The sequence below is a fragment of the Ruegeria sp. ANG10 genome (genome assembly GCF_040705255.1).
In the GTDB taxonomy this organism is placed as follows: Bacteria; Pseudomonadota; Alphaproteobacteria; order Rhodobacterales; family Rhodobacteraceae; genus Ruegeria.
Genome location: NZ_JBFCVU010000002.1, coordinates 431,713 through 452,218 on the forward strand (window position 1 = coordinate 431,713; position 20,506 = coordinate 452,218).

At 57.8% G+C, this 20,506-nt stretch carries 24 protein-coding genes; 9 read left to right on the forward strand and 15 right to left on the reverse strand.

The genetic code is table 11. From position 1 onward, the window contains the following. The first annotated feature begins 102 nt into the window (after positions 1-102). The gene (locus AB1A64_RS06210) at positions 103-1,014 is read left to right on the forward strand and encodes a hypothetical protein (protein ID WP_366550609.1); all 912 of its coding nucleotides are present in this window, start codon (positions 103-105) and stop codon (positions 1,012-1,014) included. A 36-nt stretch (positions 1,015-1,050) separates the two neighbouring features. Here AB1A64_RS06210 and AB1A64_RS06215 read toward each other — a convergent pair whose 3' ends face one another. Next, positions 1,051-1,791: a DUF3445 domain-containing protein gene (locus tag AB1A64_RS06215; protein WP_366550610.1), complete on the reverse strand. Its 741-nt coding sequence runs from the start codon at positions 1,789-1,791 to the stop codon at positions 1,051-1,053. A gap of 122 nt (positions 1,792-1,913) precedes the next feature. Here AB1A64_RS06215 and dddP point away from each other — a divergent pair, with 122 nt between their 5' ends. Next, entirely contained in the window at positions 1,914-3,257 is a 1,344-nt protein-coding gene (dddP, locus tag AB1A64_RS06220) for a dimethylsulfonioproprionate lyase DddP (protein ID WP_366550611.1), read from the forward strand. Between the two features lie 4 nt (positions 3,258-3,261). Here the strand turns inward: dddP and AB1A64_RS06225 are convergent, their stop codons facing one another. Then, positions 3,262-3,453, reverse strand: a complete 192-nt coding sequence (locus AB1A64_RS06225) for a hypothetical protein (RefSeq protein WP_366550612.1) — start codon at positions 3,451-3,453, stop codon at positions 3,262-3,264. Positions 3,454-3,688: 235 nt separating this feature from the next. Here AB1A64_RS06225 and AB1A64_RS06230 point away from each other — a divergent pair, with 235 nt between their 5' ends. After that, entirely contained in the window at positions 3,689-4,903 is a 1,215-nt protein-coding gene (locus AB1A64_RS06230) for a bifunctional alpha/beta hydrolase/OsmC family protein (protein ID WP_366550613.1), read from the forward strand. Positions 4,904-5,264: 361 nt separating this feature from the next. Here the strand turns inward: AB1A64_RS06230 and AB1A64_RS06235 are convergent, their stop codons facing one another. The 4 genes from AB1A64_RS06235 to AB1A64_RS06250 all read right to left on the reverse strand — a co-directional run bounded on the left by AB1A64_RS06235 (position 5,265) and on the right by AB1A64_RS06250 (position 7,380). Continuing rightward, a complete protein-coding gene (locus AB1A64_RS06235) occupies positions 5,265-5,825 on the reverse strand; it encodes a hypothetical protein (RefSeq protein ID WP_366550614.1) in 561 nt (186 codons plus the stop codon). 139 nt (positions 5,826-5,964) lie between these two features. After that, positions 5,965-6,552 carry a biotin transporter BioY gene (locus tag AB1A64_RS06240; protein WP_366550615.1) on the reverse strand — a complete coding sequence of 196 codons (588 nt, stop codon included), beginning with the start codon at positions 6,550-6,552 and terminating at the stop codon, positions 5,965-5,967. A gap of 76 nt (positions 6,553-6,628) precedes the next feature. Then, entirely contained in the window at positions 6,629-7,051 is a 423-nt protein-coding gene (locus tag AB1A64_RS06245) for a DUF6314 family protein (protein ID WP_366550616.1), read from the reverse strand. Further along, positions 7,048-7,380 (reverse strand): hypothetical protein, encoded by a 333-nt coding sequence (locus AB1A64_RS06250; protein ID WP_366550617.1) that lies wholly within the window; start codon positions 7,378-7,380, stop codon positions 7,048-7,050. Before AB1A64_RS06250 ends, AB1A64_RS06245 begins: the two co-directional genes overlap by 4 nt. 88 nt (positions 7,381-7,468) lie before the next feature. Between AB1A64_RS06250 and purB the strand changes: the two genes are divergently transcribed. The 5 genes from purB to AB1A64_RS06275 all read left to right on the forward strand — a co-directional run bounded on the left by purB (position 7,469) and on the right by AB1A64_RS06275 (position 11,876). Further along, positions 7,469-8,773 carry an adenylosuccinate lyase gene (gene purB, locus AB1A64_RS06255; RefSeq protein WP_366550618.1) on the forward strand — a complete coding sequence of 435 codons (1,305 nt, stop codon included), beginning with the start codon at positions 7,469-7,471 and terminating at the stop codon, positions 8,771-8,773. Between the two features lie 122 nt (positions 8,774-8,895). Next, complete coding sequence (locus AB1A64_RS06260) at positions 8,896-9,048, forward strand: chitin-binding domain-containing protein (protein WP_366550619.1); 153 nt, start codon at positions 8,896-8,898, stop codon at positions 9,046-9,048. Positions 9,049-9,152: 104 nt separating this feature from the next. Beyond that, complete coding sequence (locus tag AB1A64_RS06265; RefSeq protein ID WP_366550620.1) at positions 9,153-9,695, forward strand: hypothetical protein; 543 nt, start codon at positions 9,153-9,155, stop codon at positions 9,693-9,695. 68 nt (positions 9,696-9,763) lie between these two features. Continuing rightward, positions 9,764-10,855 (forward strand): FliG C-terminal domain-containing protein, encoded by a 1,092-nt coding sequence (locus tag AB1A64_RS06270; protein ID WP_366550621.1) that lies wholly within the window; start codon positions 9,764-9,766, stop codon positions 10,853-10,855. A 97-nt stretch (positions 10,856-10,952) separates the two neighbouring features. After that, entirely contained in the window at positions 10,953-11,876 is a 924-nt protein-coding gene (locus AB1A64_RS06275) for a lysophospholipid acyltransferase family protein (protein WP_366550622.1), read from the forward strand. Here the strand turns inward: AB1A64_RS06275 and AB1A64_RS06280 are convergent, their stop codons facing one another. Then, positions 11,877-12,578 (reverse strand): DUF1223 domain-containing protein, encoded by a 702-nt coding sequence (locus tag AB1A64_RS06280; RefSeq protein ID WP_366550623.1) that lies wholly within the window; start codon positions 12,576-12,578, stop codon positions 11,877-11,879. It abuts the gene before it with no gap. A gap of 218 nt (positions 12,579-12,796) precedes the next feature. On the opposite strand from AB1A64_RS06280, the gene acnA reads away from it, so the two are divergent. Continuing rightward, positions 12,797-15,487 carry an aconitate hydratase AcnA gene (gene acnA, locus AB1A64_RS06285; RefSeq protein ID WP_366550624.1) on the forward strand — a complete coding sequence of 897 codons (2,691 nt, stop codon included), beginning with the start codon at positions 12,797-12,799 and terminating at the stop codon, positions 15,485-15,487. Positions 15,488-15,578: 91 nt separating this feature from the next. Here acnA and AB1A64_RS06290 read toward each other — a convergent pair whose 3' ends face one another. The 8 genes from AB1A64_RS06290 to secF all read right to left on the reverse strand — a co-directional run bounded on the left by AB1A64_RS06290 (position 15,579) and on the right by secF (position 20,505). Further along, positions 15,579-16,118, reverse strand: a complete 540-nt coding sequence (locus AB1A64_RS06290; protein ID WP_366550625.1) for a DsbE family thiol:disulfide interchange protein — start codon at positions 16,116-16,118, stop codon at positions 15,579-15,581. Beyond that, positions 16,111-16,269: a heme exporter protein CcmD gene (gene ccmD, locus AB1A64_RS06295; protein ID WP_366550626.1), complete on the reverse strand. Its 159-nt coding sequence runs from the start codon at positions 16,267-16,269 to the stop codon at positions 16,111-16,113. The genes AB1A64_RS06290 and ccmD overlap by 8 nt, the downstream gene beginning before the upstream one ends. Further along, positions 16,266-17,039 carry a heme ABC transporter permease gene (locus AB1A64_RS06300; RefSeq protein WP_366550627.1) on the reverse strand — a complete coding sequence of 258 codons (774 nt, stop codon included), beginning with the start codon at positions 17,037-17,039 and terminating at the stop codon, positions 16,266-16,268. Before AB1A64_RS06300 ends, ccmD begins: the two co-directional genes overlap by 4 nt. A gap of 61 nt (positions 17,040-17,100) precedes the next feature. Beyond that, positions 17,101-17,757: a heme exporter protein CcmB gene (ccmB, locus tag AB1A64_RS06305; protein ID WP_170349106.1), complete on the reverse strand. Its 657-nt coding sequence runs from the start codon at positions 17,755-17,757 to the stop codon at positions 17,101-17,103. Then, on the reverse strand, positions 17,754-18,368 hold the full coding sequence (gene ccmA, locus AB1A64_RS06310) for a heme ABC exporter ATP-binding protein CcmA (RefSeq protein WP_170349107.1): 615 nt from the start codon (positions 18,366-18,368) through the stop codon (positions 17,754-17,756). The genes ccmB and ccmA overlap by 4 nt, the downstream gene beginning before the upstream one ends. 66 nt (positions 18,369-18,434) lie before the next feature. Further along, positions 18,435-18,788: an Mth938-like domain-containing protein gene (locus tag AB1A64_RS06315; RefSeq protein WP_366550628.1), complete on the reverse strand. Its 354-nt coding sequence runs from the start codon at positions 18,786-18,788 to the stop codon at positions 18,435-18,437. A 9-nt stretch (positions 18,789-18,797) separates the two neighbouring features. Then, the gene (locus AB1A64_RS06320; protein ID WP_366550629.1) at positions 18,798-19,556 is read right to left on the reverse strand and encodes a TSUP family transporter; all 759 of its coding nucleotides are present in this window, start codon (positions 19,554-19,556) and stop codon (positions 18,798-18,800) included. Further along, positions 19,537-20,505: a protein translocase subunit SecF gene (secF, locus tag AB1A64_RS06325; protein WP_366550630.1), complete on the reverse strand. Its 969-nt coding sequence runs from the start codon at positions 20,503-20,505 to the stop codon at positions 19,537-19,539. Before secF ends, AB1A64_RS06320 begins: the two co-directional genes overlap by 20 nt. Position 20,506: the final 1 nt, after the last annotated feature.

Consider the following 20,506-nt stretch of genomic DNA (forward strand, 5'->3'; position numbering starts at 1 on the left):
TCAATCCTGCCAATTTTGGATTTTTTTCCATTTCTGCCAAATTCTGCCCCATATCGCTTGTTAACCTGTTTGGTAAGATAGGATGCGACAAGGGACAGCGCAGTGACTACGAAGCACAGCTATCATGGTGGTCTTCAATTCGACGGTGAGATCGAAGGCGCGATCGAGCGGTTCGGCACCATCGTCGCCGCGACGTTGGAAGACTATGGCCATCTGGTCGAGCGTAAGACCATGCTAAGCGCTACCGAAGCCAGCATCGTATCCAGCCAATATCTGGTGCGCCTGACATTGGAAACTCAGGCGACCGGAGCAGAAGACCGTTTTGAGCGGTTGGACCGTGCCGCCGGGTTAAAGACCGCCCATCGGCCGATTGTGACCCTTCCGCAAAGCCGTTTGGCGATCACTATTTCTCCGGTCTCGGCGCTGCTGGATGACAGTGAAATATCAGAGCTTATGTTGGTGGTCATCCTGTATCGGATGGTTGATATCTGCGCGACGCAGCGCGTCGAATGGCTGTCGCCCAACACAGTTCTGACCGTGGAACAGTTCATGAGCGCGTTCAACACGCTGACGCCTTCCAAACCACGTAACAGACAACAGATTTTCGAGGCAGTGACAGGCCCGTTCGCGGGGCTGGCCATTACTGAAGAAGACCTGGATGAGCCACAAAAAGAGGCGCTGAAACCAGCAGCCCGGCCGATCCAGCTGTCGGATGAGCAGTTGCTCAGCATCGCTTTCCGGACAGAACCTATTGAGCAGCCTACTGATCGGGACGAAGATACGCCCCCCCTCGACCACGATAAGCCCAGCGATATCCTGCGACTGTCCAGTTGGGGATTGACCGGGGCCGTGGCAAGCGTGTCAGTTCCGATCGCGGTCTCTCTGGCCGCAGTGAACCTGATCAAAGGTGAAGATTTTCGCCTTAATACTCAGGTACTTGCCTACTCCGTCGCAATCTCCGCTCTCAGCACAAGCGGGGCAATTGCCGGTGTCGCAAACGCGTTTGGCATGTAGCACTAAACCGAAGACCCTCCTTGGAAGCCCCGCCACTTAGGCGGGGTTTTCCGCTTTGCGCAGGTGCTGTGCCTCAAGCACATAAGTATGGATTGAAAAGACCACGGCCTTCGTTTCAGGCAGACGCAATAGCGTCTGTCGTTCGCTTCGCAGATACCGTGCGCCCCCAGGCTCTTGGACATCACGCGGTGCGCTGGCACTGCGGGGTTGGTGCAGTTCCGCGTCCTCGTACCACAAGGCGTTGAAGCGCCAAAGCGGACGGTCAGATTGTATTCCGTCAAACAGGCGCTGCACGCGGCGGGCGATATCGGCATCATAGCTGGCGACGGGCCCATGAATGTCGATCAAGGGGCGCATGAATTTTTCAGACAAACGCCAGCTTGCGGGAAAACACAGGATGGCCCCGGTCAGAACGTGTTCATCCCGGTGCTTTTGAAGGATGCAGAAATCTTCCTGCACCAGGTGGCACAGCGTATCCATGGGGTTAGAGCGGTCGATTTCAACACCCTGCCCGTCCGGGCGTGTGACCCGGTCCGAACACCCTGGGTAAGCGTGCTTTAGGACAAGGTCCAACAGCTCTTGCGCCGCAGTTTCGGCACTTGGGTCCAGCGCCAGAACCTCTGCCCGTCTTTCGGCCAACAACGTCGTGCGCCGCTGCATCTGCGCGGCAAACACATCATCACAATGCAGCCAATCACCCATGCTGCCCGGTTGGATACCGGGCAAAGGACGTGGGGCAAGCGGATCATAAGGAATTGAGGTCTGGAGGATCGTCATGCCTTTGACCTAACACCAGTTTACTGGATTGTCGGTCAAAAAGCGACGGATGCGCGGTCGCAAACCTTCAAGACGCGGAGGAAATGATTCTCCACGCTCGACCGCAGGCAGGGAGACCCACTATGAACCAGCACTATCGCGACGCCCGCAAGATCGACCCGACAAAGGGCGCTACGCTTGGCGACGGCACCCCGAACGAGAATGATCGGATTGAGATCGGGCCGACGCAGCTGGCCTTTACCGAATGGGAAGCCGCCGGGCTTGCCCTGCCCGATCTGGCGCGGATGCGGGAATACCGGTGGAAGCGCCTGACCAAGGCCATCGTGGATCGTGGCTATGGTGGGCTGCTGATGTTTGATCCGCTCAACATTCGTTATGCCACCGACAGCACCAATATGCAGTTGTGGAACACCCACAACCCGTTCCGCGCCGTGCTGCTGTGTGCCGATGGCTATATGGTGATCTGGGACTATAAGAACTCTCCCTTCCTGTCGAAATTCAATCCGCTAGTGCGCGAACAACGCTCGGGCGCGGACCTGTTTTATTTTGACCGTGGTGACAAGGTGGATGTTCAGGCCGACGTGTTCTCGAACGAGGTACGGCTGCTGATCGACGAACATGGCGGTGGCAACAAACGGCTGGCCGTCGACAAGATCATGTTGCACGGCCTGCGCGCGCTTGAGGCCCAAGGGTTCGAGATCATGGAGGGCGAAGAGGTCACCGAAAAGACCCGCGCCGTAAAAGGCACGGATGAGATCCTGGCCATGCGCTGTGCCAATCACGCCTGTGAAACCGCGGTGGCCGAGATGGAGAAGTTCGCACGCGCCAATGTCGGTGACGGCAAGACCTCCGAGGATGACATCTGGGCCGTGCTTCATGCCGAAAATATCCGGCGCGGTGGGGAGTGGATTGAAACCCGCCTGTTGGCCTCGGGGCAGCGCACCAATCCTTGGTTTCAGGAATGCGGCCCGCGCATCACGCAAAAGAACGAAATCATCGCCTTTGATACCGATCTGATCGGATCTTACGGTATCTGCATCGACATCTCGCGCACATGGTGGATCGGAGATGAAAAACCACGACCCGATATGATCTACACCATGCAGCACGCTCATGAACACATCATGACCAATATGGAGATGCTGAAACCCGGTGTAATGATCCCCGAGCTGACGGCCAACGCGCACAAGCTTGATGACAAGTTTCAAGCGCAAAAATATGGCTGCCTGATGCATGGTGTGGGTCTGTGCGATGAATGGCCGCTTGTTGCCCATCCGGACAAGGCGGTGCCGGGCTCATACGATTACCCGCTTGAGCCCGGCATGGTGCTGTGTGTCGAAGCCGCCTGTGGCGAGGTTGGGGGCGATTTCTCGGTCAAGCTGGAAGATCAGGTGCTGATCACCGAGGATGGGTATGAAAACCTCACCACATACCCGTTCGACTCTCAGCTTATGGGGCTTGCGTAAAGGTTCAGTCCGGCCAGGTTGAGCGGCGGACATTCCCGTGCCAGTCCTCGGACGGGATGGCGGCTTCGGTCGTAGACGGTGCCGCCTGTGGCCAATTTTGCCCCACTGAGAATCCCAGAAATCCGGTCAGGGCAATGATGATCAAAAGATCAGGGCGAATAACCACGCCACGCGGGGCGGATGCAGTATGTACCATGTTAGCCTCCTTGGCTGACTGTGTGTGACACCTGCAAGATGGACATCAGAGCAAAATAATTAAAACGAATATTTGACTGATTAAGCATCACAAATATTGAACATCAAATTCTCCCAAGAATCCGACCCAAATATCTGTATTCCCCTCACCTTCCCGTGACGCTTCTTACAATGGGGTTGAGTGCCCAGACCGAAGCACACACTATTGGGGCCATCCCGATAGGTAAGGAATTGTCATGCCCACCGAACGCATCACTTTTGCCGGTCACGACGGCAACCAGCTGGCTGCGCGCCTTGATTTGCCGGATGGACCGGTACTAGCGACCGCGTTGTTTGCGCATTGTTTTACCTGTTCCAAGGATATTCCCGCCGCCCGCCGTATTGCTGCGCGTCTGGCGGCTATGGGCATTGCTGTATTGCGTTTTGACTTCACCGGGTTGGGTCATTCGGGCGGAGAGTTCGCGAACACCACTTTTACCTCGAATGTCGAAGACCTGATTGCTGCCGCCCACTATCTGGCCGGGCGCAAAATGGCCCCCGCTCTGCTGATCGGTCATTCTTTGGGTGGGGCGGCCGTTTTGCGTGCGCGCGCTGGAATCCCAAGCGTCAAGGCAGTGGTCACGCTGGGCGCGCCTGCTGATCCCGGACATGTCTCGCACCATTTTGAAGCTGCCCTGCCACAGATCGAACAAGACGGTTCCGCCGAGGTCATGCTGGGCGGTCGCCCGTTCCGCATCGGCAAGGCTTTTGTCGACGACATTTCAGAAACGGCTTTGACGCCAGCCATTGCCGATCTGAAAGCTGCCCTGCTGGTTCTGCACGCCCCGCGGGATGAAACCGTCAGCATCGACAATGCCAGCACCATCTTTCTGGCTGCCAAACATCCCAAGAGCTTTGTTACGTTGGACGATGCCGATCACCTAATTACGCGGGCTTCGGATGCTGAATACGCGGCGGATGTGATCGCGGCATGGGTCAAGCGATACGTCACACTCTGCCCGCCGGCACCACCGCCGGGCGCGCCTGAGGGCGTGGTGCGCGTGACCGAGGTTGATGCCTCAGGGTTCCTGCAGGATATCCAATCCGGCCCCCGGCATCACGCGGTTGCGGATGAACCTGAGTCCTATGGCGGTACTGATCAGGGTATGTCGCCCTACGGCTTTGTATCCTCGGGCCTGGGGGCGTGTACGTCGATGACTATCCGCATGTACGCGCGACGCAAGCGGTGGCCACTGACGGGTATCTCGGTCGATGTCTGCCACAACAAAGTACATGGTCAGGATGCCGGTCTTGCCGGAGACGGCAAGATCGACGTGTTCCGCCGCAAAATCCGCCTGGAAGGACCGCTGGATCAGGAACAGCGTACCCGACTGCTGGAGATTGCAGATAAATGCCCTGTACACAGAACGTTGGAAGGGTCAGCCCATATCACTACGGAACTTCTGAACTGACCCTCTGAAACTATCTGCGCGGTCGTGGCGCCGGGCGATGGATAGGCGGTCTGGCTGCGGGTGGTCGCGCCACTGGCGGACGCGGTCGCGCAGGTGGTTTTGCAACCGGCGGCTTTGGTCTTGCCGGAGGTTTACCCGCAGGCGGCTTCGGCCGCGGAGGCCGGTCGACATCAATATCTACGTCAACATCGCGTCGATAATAGTCATTCCACAGCATCGAGTCATAAAACGGGTCGTAGCCGTATCCATAGCCGACACCAACTGAAACACCGTCACACGCAGACAGAGTAAAACTTGCGGCCCCAAGCCCCAGCGCAAGGATTGTACGTTTGATACGTTTTGTGATCATCAGCACATCTCCTTACTGCGAGGCCCGAAACGAAGCGAAAACGGCATTCAGGTCGTCAACATATGCCGGATCAGCGCCATTGCGCAGGATCGCGACAACAACGGCCACGCGACCGTTTGGCAAGTCAATGACCGAGGCCGTAAAGTTGATGCCACGCCCGTCACGGGTGCCGGTCCCCCGGATCACCCGCGCCGGTAAACCGCCAATTCGTGTGTCAGACGTGTTGGTGACTTCGGGATCTTCAACAAGAAACTTATCAATATCTTCAAGATATTGCAGTCCATCGTTAATTGACTTTACGCCCGCGGGTGAAACAAACCCCATCCAGACGTTGTCATCGGTCAAAGGCCGTATGGCCATGACACGTGCGACCGCGCGAAGATCACCCAGTTCGGTATCCTCAATCTCACGCGGGCCGCCCGTTCGCACGACCCAATAGTCGGGTACCGAAAAGCCAAACAGGGCGCGCCCTGCTTCGGTATATGTGACAGGAGTATCGGCAAACGCAGGTGTCACGGCCCCCAACCACAGGGCGGCACAGGCGGCGAGAGTCGAGCCAGTAAAAATTCTCATTTCTAAATAACCTGATGTTTTCGTTGAATGCAGCTTGGACTCTGGCGGCCGCTTTTGTCCAGCATCTCTTGGAATGGGCCACAAAAAACCGCGCCCGAATTGCTCTGGGCGCGGTGTCATTTACATGGGTTTTCGGAAATCAGTTGCGGGCGTCGCCAACTAGTTTCCACAGGCCGGGGATCAGCAGAGCGGCCAGCGCCAGTTTGATCACATCCCCCATCAGGAAGGGCGTCAGACCCCATTCCAGGATCGGCTTATCCCAACCATAGAGCTGACCCAGCCAAAGCAGGCCGGGCACATAGATCAGTACATTGGCCAGCACCAGCGCCAGCGCCAGTTTCCCGACCGAGCGATCCCAACCGCGCGCGGCCAACGCGCCCAGCAGTACGGTAGCCATTAGGTAGCCGACCAGATAACCGCCCGTGCCGCCCATCATGTAGGTCAGCCCGAATTTTTCGGCCGAGGACCCGGCGAAAACGTCAAAACCCAGCGCGCCGACCAGCAGATAGCCCAGCATGGTGATCAAACCCAGACGCGCGCCATAGGCGGTACCGATGGTCAACACGGCAAAGGTGCCCATAGTGATCGGAACCGGCCACATCGGCACTTTAATCTTTGCAGCAATCGCCAGGGCCACGATGCCCAGCGCAACCAGCGCTACCTGTTTCAAGCGCAGCGCTGTGCCCTCGCGCGGACCGATTGCTTCGGCCAGAACATTTGTAGTCATTTTCGTTTCTCCACGTTCGGATGGAAATTTGGGCACAGGATGGCCCATTTCACATCGAGACTTCAAGATGATTGCGCTATCGAGGGCGGTATTCGGTTTTCATTTCATAGGCTTTTCGCGGTCCGTTCACCGTCCAGTGGACGGACCAAATCGGCCAAGCTGAGAAATCATAAACCGCGTCATAGCTGTCTGGCGGACAATCATGATGATCATTAGACCGCGAATGCCCCAGCTTCAATCTATGAAAAAACCGCCCGTCTTCGAAATGAACCGAAACCCGTTCGCCTGCATCCCGCCATAGGTAGCGCCGGGTGCCTGTCATCTCGGCCTGCCCCGGAACGCGCAATGTGACCTCTTCGTCATAGATCAACCCATCCTCGGACGGGCGTAAAACCGCATGACCTTCGGCTTGCACGACCTGCCCTGCCCGCGCATCGTTAATGGTTCGGCTCAAGCTCCAGCTACCTTCGAACTCGGTTAGGCTGCTCGGCAGGGTCATTCGGCATAAGTCCCGTCGGTAGTGCCTCCGCTGTCGTCGACGAACCGGATCACGTCATCCTTTTTCTGAACGTCGTAACAGGCCCACAGATCAGACGGTGGCCAGACCGAGCAATACCGATCCTCGCGCACCGCCCAGCGGCCCGCGCTTGGGCGGCCCGAGTAATACTGCGTCAGCATCGTTTCATCGAATGTCTGCCAGACGCCGTCTCTATAATCGAGCTTCTGACCGGTCAAGGCATCCAGAATCTCGTCTCCGGTCAATGTCCGAAACTCTTCCGCCGCCAAAATACCCGGCCAAACGGCCAAAATCAGGGCAAACCGTCTCATACTTGCACTCGTGCCTTGTTCCCTTGTGCGGCTGGGTTTAAACCCCGCGCCAACGCTCTATCCCAAACACAAAAAGGTCTCGCCGCCAATGATTCCACGTTATTCCCGCCCCGATATGGTTGCCATCTGGTCGCCCGAGACCAAGTTCCGCATCTGGTTCGAGATCGAGGCACACGCCTGCGACGCCATGGCCGATCTGGGCGTTATCCCGCGCGAAAATGCCGAGGCAGTTTGGAAGGCCAAGGACGTGGAATTCGACGTGGCTCGCATCGATGAAATCGAAGCCGTCACCAAGCACGACGTTATCGCCTTTTTGACCCATCTGGCCGAGCATGTCGGCAGTGAAGAGGCACGCTTTGTCCATCAGGGTATGACCTCTTCGGATGTACTTGACACCTGCCTGAACGTGCAGCTCACCCGCGCCGCCGACCTGTTGATTGCTGACCTCGAAGGTCTGCTGGCCGCCCTGAAACGCCGCGCGATCGAACATAAGAACACCGTCCGCATCGGCCGCAGCCACGGCATACACGCCGAGCCGACCACCATGGGCCTGACTTTTGCCCGTTTTTACGCGGAAATGGACCGCAACCTGTCCCGCATGCGCGATGCCCGTGCGGAAATCGCCACCGGTGCGATCAGCGGAGCGGTTGGCACATTCGCCAACATCGACCCCCGCGTCGAAGAACATGTCTGCGATCAGCTAGGTCTGGTCCCAGAGCCGATCAGCACACAAGTCATCCCGCGCGACCGCCACGCGGCCTTCTTTGCGACCCTCGGCGTCATCGCCAGCAGCATTGAAAACATCGCAATCGAAATCCGCCACATGCAGCGGACTGAGGTGTTGGAAGGGGCCGAGTTCTTCTCGATGGGTCAAAAGGGCTCGTCGGCCATGCCGCACAAGAAAAACCCGGTCCTGACCGAGAACCTGACCGGTCTGGCACGTATGGTGCGCGCGGCAGTGATCCCGGCAATGGAAAACGTGGCGCTCTGGCATGAGCGCGATATCTCGCATTCCTCGGTCGAACGGATGATCGGACCGGACGCCACGATCACGTTGGACTTTGCACTGGCTCGCCTGACAGGCGTGGTCGACAAGATGCTGATCTTCCCCGAGAACATGCTGGAGAACATGAACAAATTCCCCGGTCTGGTGATGAGCCAACGGGTTCTGCTGGCGCTGACCCAAGCAGGGGTCAGCCGCGAAGATGCTTATGCCATGGTTCAGCGCAACGCGTTGAAAGTGTGGGAACATCGCACCGACTTCAAAGAAGAGCTGCTGGCCGACGCCGATGTCACCGCCGCGCTGAGCCCTGAAGAAATCGAAGAGAAGTTCGACCTCGGTTACCACACCAAACACGTCGACACGATCTTCGCCCGCGTGTTTGGCGAATAAATCCTGACCGTTCAATCGGTTCAAAGGGCCCGGTTCGCACAACGCGATCCGGGCCCTGTTCTTTTGCCAGACGGTTCAAAATCAGCTATGGTGCGCGTGTATTTCCGAACGGGAGAAATAGCATGATCCGCACAATTCTCTGCGCCTTGGCCCTTACGTTTTCAGCTTCGGTCGCTTTGGCCTGTACTGGCCATTCCAAGCAAACCCAGTCCTGCGCGGACGGGACATACTGGGACCCCGAAACCCAAACCTGCGCGAAAATCGTAAACAGCTGAGAATTTTATTTCCTACTTGTGAATAAAAGCGAGGCCGCGATTGTTAGCTTTTTATCAGATCGCACTATGCTTGATCAGAGCAGCCCAGAGAACGGAGTAGGAAAATGCGTCTTGTATTTGTTTCAGCTATTGCCCTTCAGGCCTTTGTCTTTGCACCGGCGGCATATGCCGCGGGTGGCGGTGGCAGTACAGCCCCCAAACCAACGAACACAACCAAGAAATGCCTGTTTGGCCGCGTTTACGACAAGGATGCCGGGCGCTGTGTCAAGCCGGACAAGACCAACTTTACCCAAGATGAGCTGTATGAAGCCGTGCGCGAATTGGCATATGACGGCCAGTTAGAAAACGCTCAGAATATTCTACGCATCATGGATCAAAACGATGATCGTGTGCTGACCTACTGGGGCTTTACCTATCGCAAAATGGGTGAGCTTGAGCTGGCCAATGTCTTTTATTCCAATGCCATCGAAACCAACCCCGACAATATCCTGGCACGCAGCTATATGGGTCAGGGCTTTGTGGCCGAAGGGAAAACCGATCTGGCAATTGCCCAGTGGCGCGAGATCAAGGCGCGCGGTGGTGAAGGGACCTGGGCCGAGGCGTCGCTGCGCGAGGCAATCCGCACCGGGCTGACCTATAACTACTAAGCTTCAGCCTTTCTTTACCCGACTCTCCGTAATCTGCCTGTGGAACGCAACTATGGCACCGCAGGCAGATGCAGGACACAAACACTTTGATACAGGTGGCACCGGGGGCGGCTCCGGTGACAGATCAGGCGGACAGTGACGCGCCTCGCGTCATCCCCCGCGCACTCAGCAACCGGCAGAAGGCCGCAGTGGTCGTGCGGCTGCTGCTGAATGAAGGCGCGGATATCCCGCTGGAAGACCTTCCCGATGATCTGCAGGAAAAACTGACCCATCAACTGGGTGAGATGGGCTTGGTGGATCGTGTGACATTGGACGCAGTGGCGCAGGAGTTTGCACAGGCGCTGGACAGTGTCGGCCTGTCTTTCCCGCACGGTCTGGCCGGTGCTTTGGACGCGGTGGATGGCAAGATTGCCCCGGCCACAGCCGCGCGGCTGCGTAAGGTGGCCGGGGTGCGCCAGATCGGCGATCCGTGGCAACGGCTGCGCGAGGTACCAACCGAAGACCTGGCTGCCATGGCACAAGCAGAAAGCACCGAGATCGCCGCCGTGATGCTATCGAAACTGGAAACCGCAAAAGCCGCGCAGCTTTTGGGGAACCTGCCCGGTCCTGTTGCCCGTCAGATCACCTTTGCGATTTCGAAAACTGCCAATGTCACACCCGAGGCGGTGGAACGTATCGGCTGGTCGCTGGCAGCTCAGCTGGACCAAAGACCGTCGCAGGCCTTTGCCGATGGTCCCGGGGCGCGCGTGGGCGCGATTCTGAATCAATCCACGGCCTCCACCCGCGACGGGTTGCTGACCGCGCTGGACGAAGATGACTCGGATTTCGCCAGCGTCGTGCGCCGTTCGATCTTTACCTTTGCACATGTCCCCGCCCGTATTCTTCCGCGCGATGTTCCGGCGATTCTTCGCGGCGTGGATCAGGCCGATCTGGTCACCGCGTTAGCCGGGGCCGCAACGGACGATGACCAAAAAACGGTCGAGTTCCTGCTGTCCAACATGTCATCGCGAATGGCCGACAACCTGCGCGAAGAAATCGGCGAACACGGCAAAGTCAAACAATCCGAGGCTGAAGATGCCATGACGCAGATTGTTGGCGCTATTCGTGCCCTTATTGACGAAGGAACGATCGCCCTGATCGAAGAAGACAATGAGGATTAGGCAAGCACCACTACTTAGATCATAGGAATGCTTGTGGTCGCGGAATGTGCCTTGTATGTCTGACCCGGCAAAATGCAATAGCCGGTGAGACCAGATTATGCCCGTCGAAAAGTCGGAACTAAGCCGCGGGGCGCTTCGAAAATACTATGTCACCGGCCTGTTTCTGAAAGGTGTAATCGGGGCAATGCGGCTGTTGCCGTATGAACGGCGTATCGAAACTATGGGGGCCATTGTACGCGGGCTTGCCCCTCTGGTCGGTTTCACCAAGCGGGTGCGCAATAACCTGAAACTCACCCGCCCTGACTTGTCGGACGCCGAAGTGAAACGCATCTGCCGTGCTGTGCCCGACAATGCAGGTCGCGCCATCATGGAGCATTTTTCGCCCGAAGGGTTCACGGAACGCCAGGCCACTGCCAAGGTTTCCGGCCCTGGCATTGCTGCCTTTGACGCTGCTGTGGCCGAAGGGCGACCCGTCATGATGATTACCGCGCATTTTGGCCATTATCTGGCTGCGCGGATCGCCCTGCAAACCCGCAGTGGACAGCCCATCGGTTGCCTCTATCGTCGTATGGCGAACCCCTATTTCAACGACATGTATGTTGATGCGTTCTACAAGACCGGCGCGCCCATGTTCGAACAGGGCCGCCGCGGCATGGTTGAGATGGTGCGCGCCCTCAAGAGCGGCGGCATCATCGCCATCGTCTCAGACCTGCACGCCCACGGCGGGGAAGAGCTGACGTTTTTCGGCAAACCGGCCGTGACATCCATTTTGAACGCCGAATTGGCAATGAAATACAAAGCCGAACTGATCCCCTGCTATGCGATCCGTCAGCCCAATGGCATTGACTTCGAAATCGTACTGCATGACCCGGTTCCGCATACTGACGCCAAAACCATGACGCAGTTCACAAATGATGATCTTGAAGCCGTGGTGCGGCAGCACATGGGGCAATGGTTTTGGATTCACCGGCGTTGGAAAGCCTGGAACGGACTTGGTGTTCAGCCCGAGGATATGCCCTGATCACTTGACCTTGGTGGCGGCAACGATTGGGCCATGCCCGACCTTCTGCACCAGAACGACCGCTGGCAGGTCCGAGGTCAACACCGCCGAAAACTGCTGCGGCGCCACCCCGTCCCACTGCCCGGCCTCCTGCCAGGTATCCACAACATTTGCATAGTCCAGCTCATGCCCTGCCAGCTCTCCTCGGCGGATCGAGGCATGGCGCATCGGTGCATACTGCACCACGCGCACGTCATACAGCTCACCCTCTGGCAGTTCGACCGGCGTCACATTGACCGTGACATCGTTGCCCGAACGGGTCGCCACTACTTCGGCCTCGGGTGCGGCTTTGAGATGAGCGTCGATCAGATACTCCAACTCTTGCGACTTTGCACCGACCACATCCTGCTGACCGTTGATAACCATCTGCGGCGTGTAGATCATCGACCGCCCGCCCTGACGCGCATAGGCGCGCTGACGCAGGGTGTGATTGGGATCGGCATATTCGTCCTTCCAACCGATATAGTCCCAATAGTCCACATGCAGGGCCAGTCCGATCACATCGTCACGCTGTGCCAGATCATGCATCAACTCATCAGCTGGCGGGCAGGACGAACACCCTTGTGACGTGAACAGTTCGACCACAACCGGGTCATTCTCGGCCACGGCTGAGGTGGCCAGAAACAGGGAAACAAACACAGTGACAGGAGCAATTCTGAACATATGAAATCTCGGACTTTTGGGGTGCTTATCCGGTTTAAACGGATCAACGCTCAACCGCCAATCAAGGTTTCTTGAGATTTAAAACAATCGCCCTTGAATTGTATACGTTAGCATACAATTTAGAGGTCAAGGTATCTAAGCCTTGAATGCACGGCAATCATGCTACAGAAAACAATCAGCAAATCCCCAAACCCAGTATTTTGAAAGGGAGGCCAACAATGCCCATTACCGTAGGACAGGATTCAGCGCAGACACGCCGCAGCTTGAATGTGAACGGCAAGTCCATCGCATATTACTCGATTCGTGCCGCGCAAGAGGCCGGTCTGGGTGATTTTTCCAGACTACCTGCGGCACTGAAAGTGGTGCTGGAAAACATCCTGCGGTTTGAGGATGACGGGTTTTCTGTCTCGGTTGATGACATCAAAGCCTTTGCCGAATGGGGCGCAAATGGTGGTAAAAACCCGCGCGAGATCGCCTATCGCCCTGCCCGCGTATTGATGCAGGACTTCACGGGCGTTCCGGCCGTAGTCGATCTGGCTGCGATGCGTGACGGGATCAAAGCACTGGGTGGTGACGCGCAAAAGATCAATCCGTTGAACCCGGTGGATCTGGTTATCGACCACTCAGTCATGATTGATGCGTTTGGCAATCCGCGCGCGTTCCAGATGAACGTGGATCGCGAATATGAACGGAACATGGAACGCTATCAGTTCCTGAAATGGGGCCAGTCAGCGTTTGACAATTTCCGCGTCGTGCCCCCCGGCACCGGCATCTGCCATCAGGTGAACCTGGAATATCTGGCCCAAACCGTCTGGAGCGACAAAGACCAGAACGGAGAGGAAGTTGCCTATCCCGATACTCTGGTTGGCACCGACAGCCACACCACCATGGTTAACGGCATGGCCGTTCTGGGTTGGGGCGTCGGCGGGATCGAGGCCGAAGCCGCGATGCTGGGTCAGCCGATCTCAATGCTGATCCCCGAGGTCATCGGTTTTGAACTGACCGGCGCGATGGTCGAAGGCACCACCGGCACCGACCTGGTTCTGAAAGTGGTCGAGATGCTGCGCGAAAAAGGCGTGGTTGGCAAATTCGTCGAATTCTACGGCAGCGGTCTGGATCGCTTGCCACTGGCTGACCGCGCGACCATTGCCAACATGGCGCCTGAATATGGTGCGACCTGCGGCTTCTTCCCGATTGATGGCGAAACCCTGCGTTACATGCGCAATACCGGACGCGACGAGGATCGCCTTGCGTTGGTTGAGGCTTACGCCAAGGAAAACGGCCTGTGGCGGGATGAGAGCTACGCCCCGATCTACACGGACACCCTGTCGCTCGACATGGGCACCATTGTTCCGGCCGTGTCGGGTCCGAAACGTCCACAGGACTATGTCGCGTTGACTGGCGCCAAAGCCGCTTTCACCAAGGAAATGGCCGAGACGTTCAAGCGACCGATGGATAAAGAAGTCACCGTCAAAGGCGAAGACTACACCATGGAATCCGGCAAGGTGGTAATCGCCTCGATCACCTCATGCACCAACACGTCTAACCCCTATGTGATGATCGGGGCCGGTCTGGTGGCGAAAAAGGCGCATGAGTTGGGTCTGAACCGTCAGCCTTGGGTCAAGACCTCGCTGGCCCCCGGATCGCAGGTCGTGACCGAATATCTTGAGGCCGCCGGGCTGCAACAGCATTTGGACGCCATCGGGTTCAACCTTGTGGGCTATGGCTGCACCACCTGCATCGGCAACTCGGGTCCGATCCAGAAAGAAATCAGCGAAGCGATTGCCGAGGGCGATCTGGTCGCCACCTCGGTTCTGTCGGGTAACCGCAACTTTGAAGGTCGGATTTCTCCGGATGTACGGGCCAACTATCTGGCCTCCCCTCCGCTGGTGGTGGTCTATGCGCTGGCGGGCACCATGGATATCGACCTGACCTCGGAACCGATCGGTCAGGACAAGGACGGCAATGATGTATTCATGAAAGACATCTGGCCGGACCAGAAGGAAATCGCTGATATCGTTCAGGAGACTGTTACACGCGAAGCATTTCAATCGAAATATGCCGACGTGTTCAAAGGCGACGAGAAATGGCAGGCGGTCGAAGTCCCACAACAGGAAACCTATGACTGGCCACCGACCTCGACTTACATCCAGAACCCGCCCTATTTCCAAGGCATGAGCCCAGAACCGGGCACCATCTCGAACATCGACGGCGCCAAGGTTCTGGCCATTCTGGGCGATATGGTCACCACCGACCACATCTCGCCTGCGGGGTCCTTTGCTGCAACCTCACCTGCGGGCAAGTACCTGACAGAGCGTCAGGTTCAGCCGCGCGAGTTCAACTCGTACGGTTCACGCCGGGGCAATCACGAGGTCATGATGCGCGGCACGTTCGCTAATATCCGCATCAAGAACGAGATGCTGGATGGTGTCGAGGGTGGCTATACTAAAGGTCCGGATGGTCAGCAGACCTCAATCTACGACGCGTCGATGGCCTATCAGGAACAGGGTGTTCCGCTTGTCGTGTTCGGAGGTCAACAATACGGTGCCGGCTCCTCGCGCGATTGGGCCGCTAAGGGCACCGCGTTGCTGGGCATCAAGGCTGTGATCGCCGAAAGTTTTGAGCGTATCCACCGTTCCAACCTGGTTGGCATGGGCGTGATCCCGTTCGAATTCACCGGCGGCGACACCCGTAAATCGCTGGGGCTTAAGGGGGATGAGACTGTCTCGATTGACGGTCTGGATAAGGTTGAACCATTGCAAGAGGTGCCCTGCACTATCACCTATGGCGATGGCACCACAAAGACCATCACCCTCAAGTGCCGCATAGATACCGCGCCCGAGATCGAATACGTCGAGAACGGCGGTGTGCTGCAATATGTGCTGCGGAACTTGGCAAAGGCAGGGTAAACCTGAACGCTAAATTACCAAGGGCGTCCGATTGGACGCCCTTTTTTTTTGTGTTTCTTTCAGCGCGGATATCACAGTTTAACGCGCGGTTTTAGTTGCTTGCCGCTTTTTCCAATGCCGGACGGATCGTGCTTTCGATCACGCGCTGAGTGATCGGCCCGGCAAAACGCAAGATGATCGTACCCTCACCATCGATCACATAGGTCTCAGGCACGCCATAGACACCCCAGTCCAACCCCATACGCCCCTGCTCATCTCGGCCGATCCCGGCGTAAGGATCGCCCAGTTCGGTTAGGAACGCTTCGGCGTTGGTTAGCTTATCCTTGTAATTGATGCCATAGACGGGAATGCCTTCCTTGGAGAGCGCCTCAAGGTTTGGGTGTTCGGCCCGGCAAGGCGCGCACCAGCTGGCCCAATAGTTGACCAGCTTGACTTCTCCGTCCCGCAGGGTGGCATCATCAAATCCTGTCTTGCCCGCGAATTCCGTCAAGACCACCGGCGGCGCAGGTTGACCCTCGCGGGCCGAGGGCAACGCGTTGGGATCATCGCGGAACATGCCGATACCCGCCAGAACGGCGAAAGCGCCAAAAATCAGCGGCGGCGCAATCATCAGGGGCGAGATTTTAGCCATTGCGCGTCATCCTTTGTTCGACCTTCTCCATCTCGGCCCGGATCTTGCGGCCGCGTACGATACTGAACACGATCAGCACCGCCAGCAACCCGATCGAGGCCGCATAGGACCACAGAACCGTATCGGCATATTTTCCCAGATCAGGGATCATCCGTTCACCCTTTCCCGCGCCAGCAGCGCCTTGATCCGGCGCGCGCGAATTTCCGTACCGGTGCGATACAGGACCAGCGCAATGAACAGCAGCACAAACCCGATGATGCACAGCAGCAGCGGGTAGAAATAGATGTTGCTGACCTTTTCTTCGGTATCCGCCCCGGTCACAGCAGCGGCACGCATCACCGACGCGCCCTGATGCAGCCCCTGGTTCCAAAAGTTTACCGCATAACGGCTGAGGATCGCAAAGACAGACCCCACCAGACACAGGACCGAGGTCAGATCGGCCGCCGTATCGGGATCTTCGATGGCTTCCCAGAGGGCGACATAGCCCAGATAGAACAGGAACAGGATAAGGAACGAGGTCAGGCGCGGATCCCAGGCCCACCAGGTGCCCCACATCGGTTGACCCCAGATTGCTCCCGTCGCCAGGGCGATCAGGGTCATCACGATGCCCACAGGGGCCGCTGCACGCGCCGCCAGTGCGCTGACATGATGGCGCCGCACCAGCCAGACCAGCGAGGTCGCCAGCATCATCAGCCAGCAATTGATCGCCATCAGCGCAGCGGGCACATGCAAATAGATAATCTTGACCGTCGAGCCCTGCTTGTAGTCATCCGGTGTGAAGAAGAACCCCCACACCAGCCCCACCAGGATGCAGGCAAGCGATGACAGCCAGAAAAACGGCATCACCCGTTCACTGGTGGCAAGGAACTTGCGCGGATTGGCGTATTCCCAGAGGGCGTTGGCTTTGGCTGCGATAGACATGGGCCTTATCTAGTCCGAGTCGGGTTCGTTCTCAATTGACATCAGTCAAAGTTTGACCGCGTCAGCGAAGGTTAATGCGCAGCACCGCAGCGCTGGCAAAGGGTAAAAGGGCGATTGTCGCGGCGGTGATTCCCGCCAGCATCAGCAGCGGGGTCTGCGTCTCCATCCCCGTGGCTCCTCGGCGTGCAACCTCGGCCCCGAAAATTAGCGTTGGCACATACAGCGGCAGGACCAGCAGGGATAGCAGCAATCCGCCACGTTTCAGGCCCACGGTCAGGGCCGCGCCAAAGGTGCCGATGACGCTCATGGCCGGTGTCCCGATCAGCAGGGATACGACCAGCCAGAAAAACCCCGGCACGGGCAGGTTCAACAGCACGCCCAGAAACGGAGCGGCCAGAACCAGTGGCAGGCCAGTGGTTAGCCAATGGGCCAGCGCCTTGATGGTCACTACCGCTTCCAACGGCAGCGGCGCAGTAGCCAGCAGGTCAAGCGAGCCGTCCTCCCAGTCCAGTGCAAGCAGGCGGTCCAGCGACAACAGGCAGGCCAGCAGCGCGCCCAGCCACAGAACACCCGGCGCGATGGTCGACAGCAGCGAGGATTGCGGCCCTACTGAAAACGGCACCAAAACGGTCACGATCAGAAAAAACGCCAGACCGAGACCAAACCCCCCGCCCGCGCGGAAGGCCAGTTTCAGGTCACGCAGCAACAGGGCGATCACAGGAAGCCTCCGTCGAAATCTTCGATGGGTTTGGGTTTCGCCTTGTTGCGGCCGACATCCAGAACTTCTCCGTCCAAGCCAAGGTCGATATGAGTGGCGATCAGGGCCGATCCGCCCTGCCCCAGATGCGCGCGTACAGCATCGGCGAACATCTGCACCGCGTTGCGGTCCAGCGACACGGTCGGCTCGTCCAGCATCCAGATCGGCCGCCCCGTAACCAGCATTCGTGCCAAACCCAACCGCCGTTTCTGCCCAGCCGACAGGTTGCCTGCATGACGGTCGGACAACTCGTTCAGTGCAAAGGCGTCGAGCGCGGGTTGAATCTCATAAGTGCCAAAGACCGAGGCCCAGAAGGTCAGATTCTCAACCACCGTCAATGTCGGCTTCAACCCGTCGGAATGCGAGGCATATGCGATCTGATCCTCAGCCCCGTCAATCCGCCCCGCCAGCGGCGGCTGCAACCCGGCCAGTGTGCGCAGCAAGGTCGTCTTACCGATCCCGTTCGGCCCGCGCAGAATCAGCGCCTTGCCCGGCGGCAAAGCAAAGCTCAGCCCTTCAAGCACGGGAACGCCGCCACGGGCGATGGCCAGATCGGTTACAGTCAATGTCATGGGTCCCGCTTATCTCATCGCCGTCAGGGGCAAAAGGCGAGATTTGACGCAGGCCTTGCCGACAGATCAGACCGGTAATAAGGCCAGCGCAACGCGCCGCCCTTCGGACAACAGCACATTATACGTGCGGCACGCGGCCGGAGAGTTCATGATCTCAACCCCGATACCGACATTTTCCAGGGTCGTGCGCAGATCAGCAGGGATGTGATTCAGTTCAGTCCCTGTGCCGATGAACAAAACGTCCACGGTGTCGGAAAGTTCCAGCAGCGGCGCGTTGTCCTCATACCCGCCCCAGGTCGTGGTCCCGGCTGGGCCTGTCAGAACCGCCCCCTGATAGACCTGTCCGCCGATCCGGAAAAAGCCCGGGCCATACCCGTCAACAGGGACTGCGTTGGTATAGGAAATCTCATTCAGGCGCATGGCCGTGTTCTAGCCCCAAAGCGGTAGGCCCGACAAGGCAGCAACCGCAATCGCCAGGTAAGCCGCAGCGCGATACAGCTTTTCATACGCGGGCCGGAACAACCAACCGCCCAGCCAGTTGCCCAGCAAATTCGGCACTGCCAACGCAAGACCCAGTGCCGCCGCCGCCCAAGTGATCCGCTCCATCCCGGTCAGGAACCCAAGGAGGAGGAAATCGAACCCGAACAGGAACAATAGAATCGTGGCGCGGATCACTTCGACCGGTATGGGACGCGACATGTAAAACAGGATCACCGCCGGGCCGGGCAGGCCCGCCACGCCGCCCAGAAACCCGGCTGCTGCGCCAATTCCCGCAACCATTCCCCGACCAACATGGCCATGATACCGCAACCCAAGGATAAGCACGGCCAGCATGAACAGCGCCAGCAGACTGACGGCATAGCGGAAAACCTCGGGTTCAACCTTAGTCAGCACCCATAACCCTACAGGAAGCAACAGCGCACAGCCCAACAACAGCCGCAACAGATCCTTACGATGCACAACATGCCAAGCGCCGCGCAGGTTCGGCAATGGGCCGAAGATGTCCATGATGGTCAGGCCGATGATGGCTCCGAACGGACCAAGGAAGGGTGTGGAAAGAGGAAGGAAAATCAGTGCGGTGCCGAATCCGGAAAACCCACGAACAACGCCGCCGAGGAAAGCCGCAAAAATGATAACGGCCAGCCCCGTTGGGGACTGGCCGAAAATATCAGGCGTCGATATTGGCAAACTGATTGCCCGCCGTATTCGACGGCTTGGACCAGTCGCGTTTGACCCCCAGCCACAGCAGAATGGTCGAGGCCACAAAGACCGAAGAATAGGTTCCCACGATCACGCCCCAGATCATCGCAAAGACGAAACCACGAATCACATCCCCACCCAGCACATAAAGCGAGATCAGCGCCAGCAGCGTGGTCACCGAGGTCATCACTGTTCGGCTGAGCGTTTCGTTGATCGAGATGTTCAGAACCTCTTTCAGGTCTTTCTTCTTATACTTCCGCAAGTTCTCACGCACGCGGTCGAACACGACCACGGTATCGTTCAGCGAATAACCCACGATGGTCAGAAGCGCCGCGATAATGGCCAGGTCAAACCGGATTTGCAGTTCTGAGAAGATGCCGATGGTCAGGATCACGTCATGCACCAGAGCCGCCACGGCCCCCAGCGCGAACTGCCATTCAAAGCGCAGCCAGATATAGACCAGAACGGCCCCGATGGCCAAAACCACCGCAATCACAGCGGTCTGGATCAATTCGCCTGAAACTTTTGGGCCTACGGATTCGACGGATACAAATTCAATATCCGGCGCGGCGACCTTTAACGCCTCTTCCACTGCGGAAACCGTCGCGGCCGAGACGGCCTCGGCATCGGCCTGCGCCTGAATGCGGATCATGGCGACGTTTTCATCATCGCCAAAAGTGGGGTCGAAGATTTCGGTGATGGTCACATCGCCCAGTTCCAGCGGCGTAAGCGCGTCACGATAGGCGCCGACGTCAATTTCCTGCGCAGATTGAGTCCGGATCGTGGTCCCACCACGGAAATCGATACCGAAGTTCAGACCCTGCAGCATGAAGGACGTGAACGCCACGACCATCATCAGGGCCGAGATGCCCAACCAGACCTTCCAGCGGCTGAAGAAATCGAACGAGGTGTTTTGGGGTACGAGTTTCAGTCTCATG

Coding starts and splice junctions, on each gene's coding strand:
- AB1A64_RS06215 (WP_366550610.1), bottom strand. CDS start 1,791: ATGACGATCCTCCAGACCTCAATTCCTTATGATCCGCTTGCCCCACGT.
- dddP (WP_366550611.1), top strand. CDS start 1,914: ATGAACCAGCACTATCGCGACGCCCGCAAGATCGACCCGACAAAGGGC.
- AB1A64_RS06225 (WP_366550612.1), bottom strand. CDS start 3,453: ATGGTACATACTGCATCCGCCCCGCGTGGCGTGGTTATTCGCCCTGAT.
- AB1A64_RS06230 (WP_366550613.1), top strand. CDS start 3,689: ATGCCCACCGAACGCATCACTTTTGCCGGTCACGACGGCAACCAGCTG.
- AB1A64_RS06235 (WP_366550614.1), bottom strand. CDS start 5,825: ATGAGAATTTTTACTGGCTCGACTCTCGCCGCCTGTGCCGCCCTGTGG.
- AB1A64_RS06240 (WP_366550615.1), bottom strand. CDS start 6,552: ATGACTACAAATGTTCTGGCCGAAGCAATCGGTCCGCGCGAGGGCACA.
- AB1A64_RS06245 (WP_366550616.1), bottom strand. CDS start 7,051: ATGACCCTGCCGAGCAGCCTAACCGAGTTCGAAGGTAGCTGGAGCTTG.
- AB1A64_RS06250 (WP_366550617.1), bottom strand. CDS start 7,380: ATGAGACGGTTTGCCCTGATTTTGGCCGTTTGGCCGGGTATTTTGGCG.
- purB (WP_366550618.1), top strand. CDS start 7,469: ATGATTCCACGTTATTCCCGCCCCGATATGGTTGCCATCTGGTCGCCC.
- AB1A64_RS06260 (WP_366550619.1), top strand. CDS start 8,896: ATGATCCGCACAATTCTCTGCGCCTTGGCCCTTACGTTTTCAGCTTCG.
- AB1A64_RS06265 (WP_366550620.1), top strand. CDS start 9,153: ATGCGTCTTGTATTTGTTTCAGCTATTGCCCTTCAGGCCTTTGTCTTT.
- AB1A64_RS06270 (WP_366550621.1), top strand. CDS start 9,764: ATGCAGGACACAAACACTTTGATACAGGTGGCACCGGGGGCGGCTCCG.
- AB1A64_RS06275 (WP_366550622.1), top strand. CDS start 10,953: ATGCCCGTCGAAAAGTCGGAACTAAGCCGCGGGGCGCTTCGAAAATAC.
- AB1A64_RS06280 (WP_366550623.1), bottom strand. CDS start 12,578: ATGTTCAGAATTGCTCCTGTCACTGTGTTTGTTTCCCTGTTTCTGGCC.
- acnA (WP_366550624.1), top strand. CDS start 12,797: ATGCCCATTACCGTAGGACAGGATTCAGCGCAGACACGCCGCAGCTTG.
- AB1A64_RS06290 (WP_366550625.1), bottom strand. CDS start 16,118: ATGGCTAAAATCTCGCCCCTGATGATTGCGCCGCCGCTGATTTTTGGC.
- ccmD (WP_366550626.1), bottom strand. CDS start 16,269: ATGATCCCTGATCTGGGAAAATATGCCGATACGGTTCTGTGGTCCTAT.
- AB1A64_RS06300 (WP_366550627.1), bottom strand. CDS start 17,039: ATGTCTATCGCAGCCAAAGCCAACGCCCTCTGGGAATACGCCAATCCG.
- ccmA (WP_170349107.1), bottom strand. CDS start 18,368: ATGACATTGACTGTAACCGATCTGGCCATCGCCCGTGGCGGCGTTCCC.
- AB1A64_RS06315 (WP_366550628.1), bottom strand. CDS start 18,788: ATGCGCCTGAATGAGATTTCCTATACCAACGCAGTCCCTGTTGACGGG.
- secF (WP_366550630.1), bottom strand. CDS start 20,505: ATGAGACTGAAACTCGTACCCCAAAACACCTCGTTCGATTTCTTCAGC.